This is a genomic window from Streptococcus sp. 3705 (genome assembly GCF_013277145.1).
GTDB lineage: Bacteria > Bacillota > Bacilli > Lactobacillales > Streptococcaceae > Streptococcus.
In genome coordinates this window covers 69303-83116 of the sequence record NZ_VMMJ01000001.1, presented here as the reverse complement: position 1 = coordinate 83116, position 13814 = coordinate 69303, and the positions used below count along the sequence as shown (strand labels likewise).

17 protein-coding genes are annotated in these 13814 nt (G+C 43.0%); 11 read left to right on the top strand and 6 right to left on the bottom strand.

The genetic code is table 11. The features are described from left to right. The first annotated feature begins 49 nt into the window (after nt 1-49). From HT714_RS00365 to HT714_RS00320, 10 genes are all read left to right on the top strand, one after another. Nucleotides 50-274 (top strand): acyl carrier protein, encoded by a 225-nt coding sequence (locus tag HT714_RS00365; RefSeq protein WP_000257838.1) that lies wholly within the window; start codon nt 50-52, stop codon nt 272-274. Nucleotides 275-390: 116 nt separating this feature from the next. Further along, nucleotides 391-1365 (top strand): enoyl-[acyl-carrier-protein] reductase FabK, encoded by a 975-nt coding sequence (gene fabK, locus HT714_RS00360; RefSeq protein ID WP_173226331.1) that lies wholly within the window; start codon nt 391-393, stop codon nt 1363-1365. After that, nucleotides 1358-2281: an ACP S-malonyltransferase gene (fabD, locus tag HT714_RS00355; RefSeq protein WP_173226333.1), complete on the top strand. Its 924-nt coding sequence runs from the start codon at nt 1358-1360 to the stop codon at nt 2279-2281. The genes fabK and fabD overlap by 8 nt, the downstream gene beginning before the upstream one ends. 40 nt (nt 2282-2321) lie before the next feature. Beyond that, complete coding sequence (fabG, locus tag HT714_RS00350; RefSeq protein ID WP_173226335.1) at nt 2322-3053, top strand: 3-oxoacyl-[acyl-carrier-protein] reductase; 732 nt, start codon at nt 2322-2324, stop codon at nt 3051-3053. 21 nt (nt 3054-3074) lie between these two features. Continuing rightward, entirely contained in the window at nt 3075-4310 is a 1236-nt protein-coding gene (gene fabF, locus HT714_RS00345) for a beta-ketoacyl-ACP synthase II (RefSeq protein ID WP_173226337.1), read from the top strand. Nucleotides 4311-4312: 2 nt separating this feature from the next. Beyond that, nucleotides 4313-4798 (top strand): acetyl-CoA carboxylase biotin carboxyl carrier protein, encoded by a 486-nt coding sequence (gene accB, locus HT714_RS00340; RefSeq protein ID WP_173226339.1) that lies wholly within the window; start codon nt 4313-4315, stop codon nt 4796-4798. Further along, nucleotides 4795-5217, top strand: coding sequence for a 3-hydroxyacyl-ACP dehydratase FabZ (fabZ, locus tag HT714_RS00335; RefSeq protein WP_000565515.1), 423 nt, complete (start codon nt 4795-4797; stop codon nt 5215-5217). The genes accB and fabZ overlap by 4 nt, the downstream gene beginning before the upstream one ends. 11 nt (nt 5218-5228) lie before the next feature. Further along, nucleotides 5229-6596 (top strand): acetyl-CoA carboxylase biotin carboxylase subunit, encoded by a 1368-nt coding sequence (locus HT714_RS00330; protein ID WP_173226342.1) that lies wholly within the window; start codon nt 5229-5231, stop codon nt 6594-6596. A gap of 36 nt (nt 6597-6632) precedes the next feature. Beyond that, on the top strand, nt 6633-7499 hold the full coding sequence (accD, locus tag HT714_RS00325) for an acetyl-CoA carboxylase, carboxyltransferase subunit beta (protein ID WP_173226344.1): 867 nt from the start codon (nt 6633-6635) through the stop codon (nt 7497-7499). Then, complete coding sequence (locus HT714_RS00320) at nt 7496-8263, top strand: acetyl-CoA carboxylase carboxyl transferase subunit alpha (RefSeq protein WP_173226346.1); 768 nt, start codon at nt 7496-7498, stop codon at nt 8261-8263. Before accD ends, HT714_RS00320 begins: the two co-directional genes overlap by 4 nt. Nucleotides 8264-8492: 229 nt before the next feature. On the opposite strand, the gene nusB is transcribed toward HT714_RS00320, so the two are convergent. The 6 genes from nusB to gatC all read right to left on the bottom strand — a co-directional run bounded on the left by nusB (nt 8493) and on the right by gatC (nt 13223). Beyond that, a complete protein-coding gene (gene nusB / locus HT714_RS00315; protein ID WP_173226348.1) occupies nt 8493-8918 on the bottom strand; it encodes a transcription antitermination factor NusB in 426 nt (141 codons plus the stop codon). Further along, a complete protein-coding gene (locus HT714_RS00310; protein WP_050975866.1) occupies nt 8911-9300 on the bottom strand; it encodes an Asp23/Gls24 family envelope stress response protein in 390 nt (129 codons plus the stop codon). The genes nusB and HT714_RS00310 overlap by 8 nt, the downstream gene beginning before the upstream one ends. A gap of 21 nt (nt 9301-9321) precedes the next feature. Then, nucleotides 9322-9882, bottom strand: a complete 561-nt coding sequence (efp, locus tag HT714_RS00305) for an elongation factor P (protein WP_000568643.1) — start codon at nt 9880-9882, stop codon at nt 9322-9324. Nucleotides 9883-10012: 130 nt separating this feature from the next. Beyond that, nucleotides 10013-11455 (bottom strand): Asp-tRNA(Asn)/Glu-tRNA(Gln) amidotransferase subunit GatB, encoded by a 1443-nt coding sequence (gene gatB / locus HT714_RS00300; protein WP_173226350.1) that lies wholly within the window; start codon nt 11453-11455, stop codon nt 10013-10015. Continuing rightward, a complete protein-coding gene (gene gatA / locus HT714_RS00295; protein ID WP_173226352.1) occupies nt 11455-12921 on the bottom strand; it encodes an Asp-tRNA(Asn)/Glu-tRNA(Gln) amidotransferase subunit GatA in 1467 nt (488 codons plus the stop codon). Before gatA ends, gatB begins: the two co-directional genes overlap by 1 nt. After that, nucleotides 12921-13223, bottom strand: a complete 303-nt coding sequence (gene gatC / locus HT714_RS00290; RefSeq protein ID WP_000705419.1) for an Asp-tRNA(Asn)/Glu-tRNA(Gln) amidotransferase subunit GatC — start codon at nt 13221-13223, stop codon at nt 12921-12923. Before gatC ends, gatA begins: the two co-directional genes overlap by 1 nt. Before the next feature lie 293 nt (nt 13224-13516). Between gatC and HT714_RS09530 the strand changes: the two genes are divergently transcribed. Then, entirely contained in the window at nt 13517-13591 is a 75-nt protein-coding gene (locus tag HT714_RS09530; protein ID WP_232610068.1) for a hypothetical protein, read from the top strand. Nucleotides 13592-13814: the final 223 nt, after the last annotated feature.

Sequence of the window (13814 nt, the reverse complement as noted above, 5' to 3'; positions counted from 1 at the left end):
TGGTGAACACATTGTTATAAAAAACTATTTATTTTAAAGGAGTCCTATCATGGCAGTATTTGAAAAAGTACAAGAAATTATCGTTGAAGAACTTGGAAAAGACGCATCAGAAGTAACACTTGAATCAACTTTTGATGATTTGGACGCAGATTCATTGGACTTGTTCCAAGTAATCTCAGAAATCGAAGATGCTTTTGATATCCAAATCGAAGCAGAAGATGACTTGAAAACAGTTGGTGACTTGGTTGCCTACGTTGAAGAGCAAACAAAATAAGCAGAATATGAATAGAAGGAGTAGGGAAACCCGCTCCCTCTTGTTTAGGCAATAGTTTGATTGTCAAATTATGACGGTATCGAACTATTACGTAAGCAAGAAACGATGGAGGCACTATGAAAACGCGTATTACAGAATTATTGAACATTGAGTATCCTATTTTCCAAGGAGGAATGGCCTGGGTTGCTGATGGTGATTTGGCAGGGGCTGTTTCCAAGGCTGGAGGACTAGGGATTATTGGTGGGGGAAATGCCCCGAAAGAAGTCGTCAAGGCAAATATTGACAAGATTAAATCGTTAACGGATAAACCCTTTGGTGTCAACATCATGCTCTTGTCTCCCTTTGTGGAAGATATTGTAGACCTTGTTATCGAGGAAGGTGTTAAGGTAGTGACAACAGGCGCAGGAAATCCTGGTAAATACATGGAACGTTTCCATGAAGCCGGGATCACAGTCATTCCTGTTGTACCAAGTGTTGCCCTAGCTAAACGAATGGAAAAAATCGGTGCGGACGCTGTTATTGCAGAAGGAATGGAAGCTGGGGGACACATTGGCAAATTAACAACCATGACCTTGGTGCGACAGGTAGCCACAGCTGTATCTATTCCTGTTATTGCGGCAGGAGGGATTGCGGATGGTGAAGGTGCTGCAGCTGGCTTTATGCTAGGTGCAGAGGCTGTTCAGGTTGGAACTCGTTTTGTCGTTGCAAAAGAGTCTAATGCCCATCCAAATTACAAGGCCAAGATTTTAAAAGCTAGAGATATTGATACTACGATTTCAGCTCAACACTTTGGACATGCTGTTCGTGCAATTAAAAATCAGTTGACTCGTGATTTTGAAAAAGCTGAAAAAGATGCCTTTAAACAAGAAAATCCTGATTTAGAAATTTTTGAACAAATGGGAGCAGGTGCCCTAGCCAAAGCAGTTGTTCACGGTGATGTGGATGGTGGATCTGTTATGGCAGGTCAAATCGCAGGCCTTGTTTCCAAAGAAGAAACCGTTGAAGAAATCCTAAAAGATTTGTACTATGGAGCAGCTAAGAAAATTCAAGAAGAAGCCTCTCGTTGGGCAGGAGTTGTAAGAAATGACTAAAACAGCCTTTTTATTTGCTGGTCAAGGTGCCCAGTATCTAGGGATGGGACGGGATCTCTATGATCAGTATCCGATTGTCAAAGAAACGATTGATCAAGCCAGTCAGGTTCTTGGTTATGATTTGCGTCATCTCATCGATACAGAAGAAGAAAAACTCAATCAGACCCGCTATACGCAACCAGCTATTCTAGCGACTTCGGTTGCTATCTACCGTTTATTGCAAGAAAAGGGCTATCAGCCTGATATGGTTGCTGGTTTGTCCCTTGGAGAATATTCTGCCTTGGTGGCCAGTGGCGCCTTGGATTTTGAAGATGCGGTATCCTTGGTCGCTAAGCGTGGAGCATTCATGGAAGAAGCGGCTCCTGCTGGCTCTGGCAAGATGGTGGCTGTTCTCAATACACCAGTAGAGGTCATTGAAGAAGCCTGTCAAAAAGCTTCTGAACTTGGAGTGGTTACCCCAGCCAACTATAATACACCTGCACAAATTGTGATTGGTGGAGAAGTGGTTGCAGTTGACCGAGCTGTTGAACTCTTGCAGGAAGCAGGTGCCAAACGCTTGATTCCTCTCAAGGTTTCAGGTCCCTTTCATACCGCTCTCCTTGAGCCTGCTAGTCAGAAACTAGCTGAAACTCTAGCTCAGGTAAGTTTTTCAGATTTCACTTGTCTCCTAGTCGGCAATACAGAAGCTACAGTTATGAAAAAAGAAGACATTGCTCAACTCTTGACGCGTCAGGTCAAGGAACCAGTTCGTTTTTATGAAAGTATTGCAGTTATGCAAGAAGCAGGAGTAACCAACTTTATCGAGATTGGACCGGGGAAAGTCTTGTCAGGCTTTGTCAAAAAAATTGATAAAACGGCTAAACTAGCTAATGTTGAAGAACAGGCGAGTTTGGAAGCCTTGCTAGAAAACGAGTAATCCCTTCTCCCACAAATATAAGAGGAAACAGGAGAAAAGAATGCAACTAAAAAATAAAAATATCTTTATTACAGGTTCGAGTCGTGGGATTGGTCTTGCCATTGCCCACAAGTTTGCTCAAGCAGGAGCCAACATTGTCTTAAACAGTCGTGGTGCAATTTCAGAAGAATTGCTCGCTGAGTTTTCAGACTACGGTGTCAAGGTGGTTCCCATTTCAGGAGATGTATCAGATTTTGCAGACGCTAAGCGTATGGTTGAGCAAGCTATTGCAGAGCTGGGTTCAGTAGACGTTTTGATCAACAATGCAGGAATTACCCAAGATACCCTGATGCTCAAGATGACAGAATCGGATTTTGAAAAAGTGCTTAAAGTGAATCTGACTGGTGCCTTTAACATGACACAATCAGTCTTGAAACCGATGATGAAAGCCAGAGAAGGTGCTATCATTAATATGTCTAGTGTTGTTGGTTTGATGGGAAATATTGGTCAAGCTAACTATGCTGCTTCTAAGGCTGGTTTGATTGGTTTTACCAAGTCTGTGGCGCGTGAAGTGGCCAATCGCAATATCAGGGTTAATGCTATCGCACCTGGAATGATTGAGTCCGATATGACAGCTGTTCTATCAGACAAGGTAAAAGATGCCATGCTGGCGCAAATTCCTATGAAAGCATTTGGGCAGGCAGGACAGGTTGCAGATTTGACAGTATTTTTAGCAGGCCAAGATTATCTAACTGGTCAAGTGGTTGCCATTGATGGCGGCCTCAGTATGTAGCAGAAGCTAGAGGTAAAAAAGATGAAACTAAATCGTGTAGTAGTAACAGGTTATGGAGTGACATCTCCAATCGGAAATACACCAGAAGAATTTTGGAATAGTTTGACAACTGGAAAAATCGGAATTGGTCAAATAACAAAATTTGATCACAGTGACTTTGATGTGCATAATGCGGCAGAAATCCAAGATTTTCCTTTTGATAAATACTTTGTAAAAAAAGATACCAACCGTTTTGATAACTATTCTTTATATGCCTTGTATGCAGCTCAAGAGGCTGTTAATCATGCAGGTCTTGATGTAGAGACTCTTGACAAGGATCGTTTTGGTGTTATTGTGGCCTCTGGTATTGGTGGAATCAAGGAAATTGAAGATCAAGTGCTTCGTCTCAACGAAAAAGGACCAAAACGTGTGAAACCATTGACCCTTCCAAAAGCCTTGCCAAATATGGCTTCAGGAAATGTTGCTATGCGTTTTGGAGCAAACGGTGTTTGTAAATCCATCAATACTGCCTGCGCTTCATCAAATGATGCGATTGGGGATGCCTTCCGCTCAATTAAATTTGGTTTCCAAGATGTTATGTTGGTAGGTGGTTCAGAAGCTTCTATTACACCTTTTGCTATTGCTGGTTTCCAAGCCTTGACAGCTCTCTCTACTACAGAGGATCCAGCTCGTGCTTCTATCCCATTTGATAAGGACAGAAATGGTTTTGTCATGGGAGAAGGTTCAGGGATGTTGGTTCTTGAAAGTCTTGAACACGCGGAAAAACGTGGGGCTACTATCCTTGCTGAAGTGGTTGGTTACGGAAATACTTGTGATGCCTACCACATGACTTCACCACATCCAGAAGGTCAGGGAGCTATCAAGGCCATCAAACTAGCCTTGGAAGAAGCTGAGATTTCTCCAGAGCAAGTAGCCTATGTCAATGCTCACGGAACGTCAACTCCTGCTAATGAAAAAGGAGAAAGTGGTGCGATCGTAGCTGTTCTTGGTAAGGAAGTGCCTGTATCATCAACCAAGTCTTTCACAGGACATTTGCTGGGTGCTGCAGGTGCAGTAGAAGCTATTGTCACCATCGAGGCTATGCGTCATAACTTTGTACCAATGACAGCTGGAACAAGTGAAGTATCAGATTATATCGAAGCCAATGTCGTTTATGGACAAGGCTTGGAGCAAGAAATTCCATACGCTATTTCAAATACTTTTGGTTTTGGTGGCCACAATGCAGTTCTTGCTTTCAAACGTTGGGAGAATGAATAAGTATGAATTTAAACGATATTAAAGACTTGATGGCCCAATTTGACCAATCAAGTTTGAGAGAATTTTCTTATAAAAATGGGACGGATGAGTTGCAGTTTAGCAAGAATGAAGCGAGACTGGTGTCTGAAGCTGCATCTCAAGTTGCTCCAGCACCCGTTCTAGCAACACCGAGTCCAGTGGCACCTACATCTGCTCCAGAAGAAACTGTAGTGGAAGCAACTTCGGCGCCAGCTGAAACAAATGTGGCTGCTGAGGGAGATCTTGTAGAGAGCCCACTTGTTGGGGTAGCTTACTTGGCTGCTGGTCCAGATAAACCTGCCTTTGTAACAGTTGGTGATAGTGTTAAAAAAGGTCAAACATTGGTAATTATCGAAGCCATGAAAGTCATGAATGAAATTCCTGCACCTAAGGATGGTGTGGTAACAGAAATTCTCGTTTCTAACGAAGAAATGGTTGAGTTTGGTAAAGGATTGGTACGAATCAAATGATCGATATTCAAGGAATCAAAGAAGCCCTTCCCCACCGTTATCCTATGCTCCTAGTGGACCGTGTCTTGGAAGTGAGCGAGGACACCATTGTTGCCATCAAAAATGTGACCATCAATGAGCCCTTCTTTAACGGCCATTTTCCTCAATACCCAGTTATGCCAGGTGTTCTGATTATGGAAGCCTTGGCGCAAACAGCTGGTGTTTTGGAGTTGTCAAAACCTGAAAATAAGGGGAAACTGGTCTTTTACGCTGGTATGGACAAGGTTAAGTTCAAGAAGCAAGTTGTACCAGGCGACCAATTAGTTATGACGGCAACGTTTGTAAAACGTCGCGGTACCATTGCTGTGGTTGAAGCAAAGGCTGAAGTGGATGGCAAGCTTGCAGCTAGTGGTACTCTTACCTTTGCAATAGGGAACTAAGGAGGTTCTCCATGTTTCGAAAAATTTTAATTGCCAATCGTGGTGAAATTGCGGTTCGGATTATCCGTGCGGCGCGTGAATTGGGGATTGCGACGGTGGCGGTTTATTCAACTGCTGATAAGGAAGCCCTTCATACGCTTTTGGCAGATGAAGCGGTTTGTATCGGCCCTGGCAAGGCAACAGAGTCTTATCTCAATATCAATGCGGTTCTATCAGCTGCAGTCTTGACTGAGGCAGAAGCCATTCACCCAGGTTTTGGATTTCTCAGTGAAAATTCCAAATTTGCAACCATGTGTGAAGAAGTTGGTATCAAGTTTATCGGCCCATCTGGTCATGTTATGGATATGATGGGGGATAAGATCAATGCGCGTGCTCAGATGATTAAAGCAGGCGTGCCAGTCATTCCAGGTTCGGATGGAGAAGTGCATAACTCTGAAGAAGCTTTGACTGTTGCTGAAAAAATTGGCTATCCTGTTATGCTTAAGGCTTCAGCAGGTGGAGGTGGTAAAGGGATTCGTAAGGTTGAAAAACCAGAAGACCTCGTATCAGCCTTTGAAACTGCCTCTAGTGAGGCCAAGGCCAATTATGGCAATGGTGCCATGTATATAGAACGAGTTATCTATCCAGCTCGTCACATTGAGGTTCAAATCCTAGGAGACGAACACGGAAATGTGATTCACTTGGGGGAACGGGATTGTTCTCTTCAACGGAATAACCAAAAGGTTTTGGAAGAAAGTCCTTCGATTGCAATCGGGAAAACGCTACGCCATGAAATCGGTGCTGCTGCTGTTCGAGCTGCAGAGTCTGTTGGCTATGAGAATGCAGGGACCATTGAATTTCTGCTTGATGAAGCCAGTAGCAACTTCTACTTCATGGAAATGAATACTCGTGTACAAGTAGAACATCCAGTAACAGAATTTGTTTCAGGTGTGGATATCGTTAAGGAACAGATTCGCATTGCGACAGGTCAGCCTTTGTCTGTTAAGCAAGAAGATATTGTCCTACGCGGTCATGCCATCGAGTGTCGGATCAATGCAGAAAACCCAGCCTTTAACTTTGCTCCAAGTCCAGGTAAGATTACCAATCTCTATCTGCCAAGTGGTGGAGTTGGCTTGCGCGTGGATTCAGCAGTTTATCCAGGCTATACCATACCACCCTATTATGATAGTATGATTGCTAAAATCATCGTTCATGGTGAAAATCGTTTTGATGCCTTGATGAAAATGCAACGTGCCCTCTATGAATTAGAGATTGAAGGGGTGCAGACCAATGCTGATTTCCAGCTTGACCTTATTTCAGATCGCAATGTCATTGCTGGAGATTACGATACTTCCTTCTTAATGGAAACCTTCTTACCTAAATATCAAGAAAAAGAATAAAATGACTTCAAGAGTTTAAACCGAAAAGGGGAATCAATGGCTCTATTTAGTAAAAAAGATAAGTATATTCGAATCAATCCCAATCGTTCGGTTAGGGAAAAACCTCAAGCTAAGCCAGAGGTTCCAGATGAATTATTTTCTAAGTGTCCGGGTTGTAAGCATACCATCTATCAGAAAGATCTGGGAAGTGAGCGTATCTGTCCACAATGTAGCTATACCTTTCGTATTTCTGCCCAAGAACGCTTGGCTTTGACAATTGATATGGGAACTTTCAAGGAATTGTTTACAGGGATTGAAAGCAAGGATCCCTTGCATTTCCCTGGTTACCAAAAGAAACTGGCATCTATGCGTGAAAAAACAGGTCTGGACGAAGCTGTTGTGACAGGAACTGCTCTTATTAAAGGTCAGACTGTGGCTCTTGGGATTATGGATTCCAACTTTATCATGGCTTCTATGGGTACGGTTGTAGGTGAAAAAATCACTCGTTTGTTTGAGTATGCGACTGTCGAAAAATTGCCAGTTGTTCTCTTCACAGCCTCTGGTGGAGCCCGTATGCAGGAAGGAATCATGAGTCTCATGCAGATGGCCAAGATTTCTGCAGCAGTTAAACGCCATTCAAATGCAGGTCTTTTTTACCTGACCATTTTAACAGATCCAACGACAGGTGGTGTGACAGCTTCTTTCGCTATGGAAGGTGATATCATTCTAGCTGAACCACAGAGCTTGGTTGGTTTTGCTGGGCGTCGTGTGATTGAAAATACGGTTCGTGAAAGCTTGCCTGAGGATTTCCAAAAGGCAGAATTCCTATTGGAGCATGGATTTGTGGATGCTATCGTTAAAAGAAGAGACTTGCCAGATACGATTGCAAGCCTAGTCAGATTGCATGGAAGGAGTCCTAGATGAATATTGCAAAAATAGTCAGAGAAGCGCGTGAGCAGAGTCGCTTGACAACCTTGGACTTTGCGACAGGCATTTTTGATGAATTTATCCAATTACACGGTGACCGTTCTTTTCGTGACGATGGTGCAGTTGTTGGTGGTATCGGATGGCTTGGAGACCAAGCTGTAACAGTGGTTGGTATCCAAAAAGGCAAGAGTTTACAAGATAACCTCAAGCGGAATTTTGGGCAACCGCATCCAGAAGGCTACCGCAAGGCTCTACGGTTGATGAAACAAGCTGAAAAATTTGGCCGTCCAGTGGTGACCTTTATCAATACAGCAGGTGCCTATCCTGGTGTCGGAGCGGAAGAACGTGGACAGGGGGAAGCTATTGCTCGCAATCTCATGGAAATGAGTGACCTGAAAGTTCCGATTATCGCTATCATTATTGGTGAAGGTGGTTCAGGAGGGGCTCTGGCTCTAGCAGTCGCAGACCGTGTTTGGATGCTGGAAAATTCTATCTATGCCATTCTCAGTCCAGAAGGTTTTGCTTCTATTCTATGGAAGGATGGCAGTCGTGCCATGGAAGCAGCAGAGTTGATGAAAATCACTTCACACGAGTTGTTAGAAATGGACGTGGTGGATAAAGTGATTTCTGAAGCAGGACTTTCTAGTAAAGAACTGATTAAGAATGTTAAAAAAGAACTCCAAGCTGAGCTAGCCCTACTTTCACAAAAATCGTTAGAAGAGTTGTTGGAAGAACGCTATCAACGATTTAGAAAATACTAATATAAAAACTAGAACTGGCAGTCAGTTCTAGTTTTTATGTGCTTCTTATACTCAATGAAAATCAAAGAGCAAACTAGGAAACTAGCTGCAGGCTGCTCAAAACACTGNNAAGTCAGTAACATCTATACGACAAGGCGACGTTGACGCGGTTTGAAGAGATTTTCGAAGAGTATTACTCTGTGCAGAGGGGAAAGTCAAAAGGTGCCTGGAAGACCAAACACCTTTTTGATTATTCATTTTCTTCAGTTACAAATTGACTAAGCAGTCCATTGATAAAACGGGCTGATTTTTGATCTGAAAAATTCTTAGCGAGTTCAATGGCTTCATTGACTGCTACCAGCTGAGGTGTATCAAATGATGTGATTTCAAAGATTCCTAAGCGTAGTAAGTTTTTTTCGACCAAGGTCAAGCGTTCAACTGTCCAGCCTGACTTGAGGTGCTGGTTGATTTGTTTATCCAACTCGTCTTTTTGAGCTTGAACGCCAGAAACCAAGTTCAGAAGAAAGGCAGGGATTTGCACATCTGCATCTTCACGGTCATGCGTGTAGGCAAAGCGACAAGCTGTTTCCATATCTGTGTCGAATTCAAGGCTCATGAGAGCTTGAAAAGCGCATTTACGAAGTTCGCGTCTGGATTCTAATAGTGGACTAGTCATTGAGGAAGTCCTCGTCAAACAGATCTTTCAACTCTGGTTTCGGAGTTTTATCCGGAACGATTCCCGCAACGTGAATATTGACAATAGAAAGTTCCACATCAGCCATATTACGAACAGCGTCCTTAACAGCTTTTTGGATAGCCATAGCAACTTTAGGTACTTTCACACCGTACTCAAGGTAGAGATAGATGTCAGCAGTTAGCTCTTCGTTGCTTTCTTTTAAGTAGACGCCACGACCAAGAGAGAGTTTTGATAGGGTGTCAGATACGGATTTATTTGAAAATGAGTGGACACCATCAACTTTAGCAGTTGCGATGGCAATGATTTTTTCAAGTACACGTGGAGCGATAACGATTTCGCCAAATTGTTCTTCAATTCCCATAGAATGACCTCTTTCTAGAGATTAGGCACGAGAAACGTAAGTTCCTTCTGCAGTGTTGATGATCAATTTTTGTCCAGCTTCGATGAAGTCAGGAACGTTGACAACAAGTCCAGTTTCCATAGTCGCTGGTTTACCAGAACCTGTAACAGTAGCACCTTTGATAGATGGTTGTGTTTCAGCGACTGTCAATTCAACAGTAGTTGGTACAGTTACACCGATCACTTCAGTTCCGTAGAATTGGATTTTCACATCAGAGTTTTCAAGGATGTAAAGCAATTCATTTTCAACGTTTACGACTGGGATTTCGTATTGGTCGTAAGTTTCAGTGTTCATGAAGTAGGCAGTTTCATCCATTTTGTACAAGTATTGAGCTGGAACAGTCTCGATAATAGCTTGTTCGAATTTTTCTTCTGGACGGTAGCTTGTATCAAAAGTAGAACCAGTACGGACATCACGTAATTTCATACGCATGATTGTGTTCCCTTTACCTGGTTTGTGGTGGCTAGCTTCCAAAACGCGGATCAATTTTCCGTCTGCAGTTTCAAATGTCATACCAGCTTTCAATTTGCTTGCTTCAATCATGTTTTTACCTCTTTAATAAATATTATTACTCTTCATTTTACCATAAAATCTTCTGGAAATAAAGCCAAAATAGTTATTGGGACATGGTAGGAGCGAAAAAACCAACCTCAGGGCTGGTTTCTTTTACATATTAATCTTCTTTCAACTTCGCCAATTCTTGGGCAAGTAGTTTAAGGGCAACTTGTGGGTTGGCTTGGCCTTTGGTTGCTTTCATAAGGAATCCTGTGAAGGCCTTGTCTGCATTGCGTTTTCCTGACTTGAAGTCGGCAACGGCTGCTTCATTATCTGCGAAGACTTGATGAATGATTGGAATCAGGACATCTGGATCTGAAATTTGAACCATACCTGCTTTTTCAACGTATTCACGCGCACCACCGCCATTTTTAGCTAGGTGGACAAAGACTTTCTTGGCAATCTTAGAAGAGATCGTGCCGTCTTCGATGATGGCAATCATTTCTACTAAGTTTTCTGGTGTCAATTCGATTTGTTCTAGTGTCTTGCCTTCGGCGTTCAAGAACTGAGCAACTTCACCTTGGAGCCAGTTAGAGACTTGTTTGGCATCACCACCTAGGGCGACAGCTTTTTCAAAGAAATCAGAAGTGACTTTATTGGCAGTCAGCTGACTAGCATCGTAGTCTGACAAGCCAAGGTCAGATACGTAGCGAGCACGGCGTTCTTTTGGAAATTCTGGCAATTCAGTCCGCATTTTCTCAATCCACTCGTCTGAGATTTCAAAGAGTGGTAGGTCTGGTTCTGGGAAGTAGCGGTAGTCAGCAGCGCCTTCTTTGACACGCATGAGGATAGTTGCCTTGTTAGCTTCATCGTAACGGCGTGTTTCTTGACGGATTTGACCACCTGAGCGTAGGATTTCGGCTTGGCGTTGGACTTCGTATTCAAGACCTTTACGAACATTTGAGAAGGAGTTGAGGTTCTTCAACTCTGTCTTGGTACCGAATTTCTCTTGACCATACGGACGAAGGGAGATGTTGGCATCCACACGCATAGAACCTTCTTCCATCTTAACGTCAGAAATGCCAGCGTACTGGATAACTTCCTTGAGGGCTGTCAGATAAGCGTAGGCTTCTTCTGGCGAACGCATATCGGCTTCAGATACAATCTCAATCAAGGGCACACCTTGGCGGTTGAGGTCAACATAAGAGTAACCATCTGTACCGTGGGTGTTTTTACCAGCGTCTTCCTCTAAGTGGGCGCGTTCGATACCGATTTTCTTGGTGGTACCGTCTTCTAGCTCAACTTCAATCCAGCCCTTATAACCGATTGGTTCATCAAACTGAGAAATTTGGTAGGCTTTAGGATTATCAGGGTAGAAGTAGTTCTTGCGGTCAAAGTGCATCTTTTTGTGGATGTCCATGTTGAGGGCAAGAGCTGCCTTGATACCGGCGTCGACAACACCTTTATTGAGAACTGGCAGAACTCCTGGGAAAGACCAGTCAATCACGTTAGTGTTGGCATTTTGGTCATTTCCAAAGTGGGCAGAAGTAGGTGAGAAGATTTTTGAATTGGTGTTGAGCTCTACGTGGACTTCAAGTCCAATGACTGTTTCAAAGTTCATTAGTTATCACCTCCAAAAATCATGGGTTGTTGTTTGTGGTAGTCTGTTGTTGCTTCAAAGGCAGCAGCAGCTTGGTAAATGGTTTCCTCAGAGTACTTAGGACCAATCAATTGCAGACCGACAGGTAGACCTTGAGAGAATCCAGCAGGAATCGAAATTCCTGGGAGACCAGCTAAGTTTACAGGTATGGTCAAGAGGTCAGCCAAGTACATGGCAACTGGGTCGTGGTTGAGAGAATCCAAGTCATAGGCAACACTTGGTGCAGTTGGCCCCAAAATCAAGTCATAATCTGCAAAGACTTTTTCGAAATCTTGAATGATAAGGGTACGAACCTGACCAGCCTTCTTGTAGTAAGCATCGTAGTAACCTGATGAAAGGCTGAAAGTACCTAGCATGATACGGCGTTTCACCTCTTCACCAAAACCTTGGCTACGGCTGTTTACATAGATTTCATCAAGATTTGTCGCATCCTCTGCGCGGTAGCCGTAACGGATACCGTCAAAGCGTTGCAAGTTTGATGAAGCTTCTGATGAAGCGATGATGTAGTAAACGGCAACACCGTATTTAGAGTGAGGCAGGCTGACTTCTTCGACGATAGCACCAAGTTTCTCAAAGTGTTTAGCTGCGTTGATGATAGTTTCTTTAACTTCTGGGTTAATTCCTTCACCGAGGTATTCCTTAGGCAAAGCGATTTTCATGCCCTTGATGTCTTGGCCAATTTTTGAAGTAAAGTCGGCAATGCGGATAGGAGCAGAAGTAGAGTCTTTGGCATCTTCGCTGGCAATAGCGTTGAGCAAGAGAGCATTTTCCTTAACAGTAGGAGCAAAAGGTCCAATCTGGTCTAATGAACTACCAAAGGCAATGAGACCGAAACGTGAAACTGTTCCGTAGGTTGGTTTGAGACCAACGATTCCGTTGAAGGCAGCAGGTTGGCGGATAGAGCCACCCGTATCAGAACCAAGTGACAAGCGGACTTGTCCAGAAGCTACAGCTGCGGCAGAACCACTTGATGAACCACCAGGAACCTTGCTGTGGTCCCAAGCGTTTTTAGTCGCACCATAGTGTGAAGTTTCACCTGAACCACCCATTGCAAATTCGTCCATGTTGGTTTTTCCGACGACAATCATACCTTTCGCTTTTGCATTGGTAACAGCAGTCGCATCAAAGATTGGCTCATAGTTGTAGAGCATTTTTGAGGCAGCAGTTGTGAGAATTCCGTCTGTAGAGATATTATCCTTAACAGCAAGTGGAATTCCTGAAAGGACATTATCAGCATCAATTCCAGCTTCATCAATGGCTTTGGCTTGAGCAAGAGCTTGCTCCTCAGCGATGGTGACAAAAGCGTTGATAGCTGTCTCGCGAGACTTGATATCTTCAAGCGTGGCTTGGGTTAATTCTGTTGCAGAAATTTCCTTAGAAACAAGGAGATTGTGCAAGTCTTCAATTGTTTTATTGTTGAAAGTCATTAGGCATCTCCTCCATCGTCTAGGATAGCTGGTACCTTGATATAGTAGTTATCTTTTTCAGGTACGTTTTTAAACAAGCGATCACGGTCTGTCCCTTCTTCAGCCACATCAGGGCGGAGTACAGTCTTGCGGTCAGCCATGGTCGTAGTAGGTGCGACACCAGTTGTGTCGACTTCGCCCAGCAATTCAACCATGTCAACAATCTTAGACAAGGTAGTCGCAAAGGCAGCAGTTTCTTCTTCAGAGAATCTTAATTTTGAAAGATTGGCAACGTGTGTTACCTCTTCTTGCGTAATTTTCATCTTGCATCCTTTCGTGAAATGATGATTTTTAGTCTGTTCTATTTTACCATATTTTCCTATAAATAAGGGAAGGAAAGGTGAAAAAAGACAGGTATAGGATGGAGAACGGATTTTGATGATGATTTATTTGAAAAGCGGATTTCAAAGGGGAAAATATATGGTACAATAGTTTAACAGAGAAGTGAAGACGGTGGTTACGAAATCGAAAGGATGGTGATGCTTATGTGCAGAACCTGTAAAATCTTAGTAGAAAGGAGTAACCAGATTTGTCCCCTTTTGAGGCTTTGACACTCATGTTTGTAGCTGGTAACTTTGTTATCACGCTCCTAAAGTTCATCCTTGAATTGGTAAAAGAGACAAAAAAATAGCCGTCCTAACTTTGGCGAGTTAACGAGCTATTTTTTAGTTATGTAATTACAGCCACCGTCTTAAACGGCTCTGTGGGGTGTTGTTGTCGCAACACCTTTTTCTATATTTATTGTAACATTTATTTGAAAAATTGCAAGGGGAATTGTTCTACTTTAGCAGTGTCTGACATAAAATAGAAATTGAAAAAAATGCTAAAATCCGATATAATGGAGTGTTGAAAGG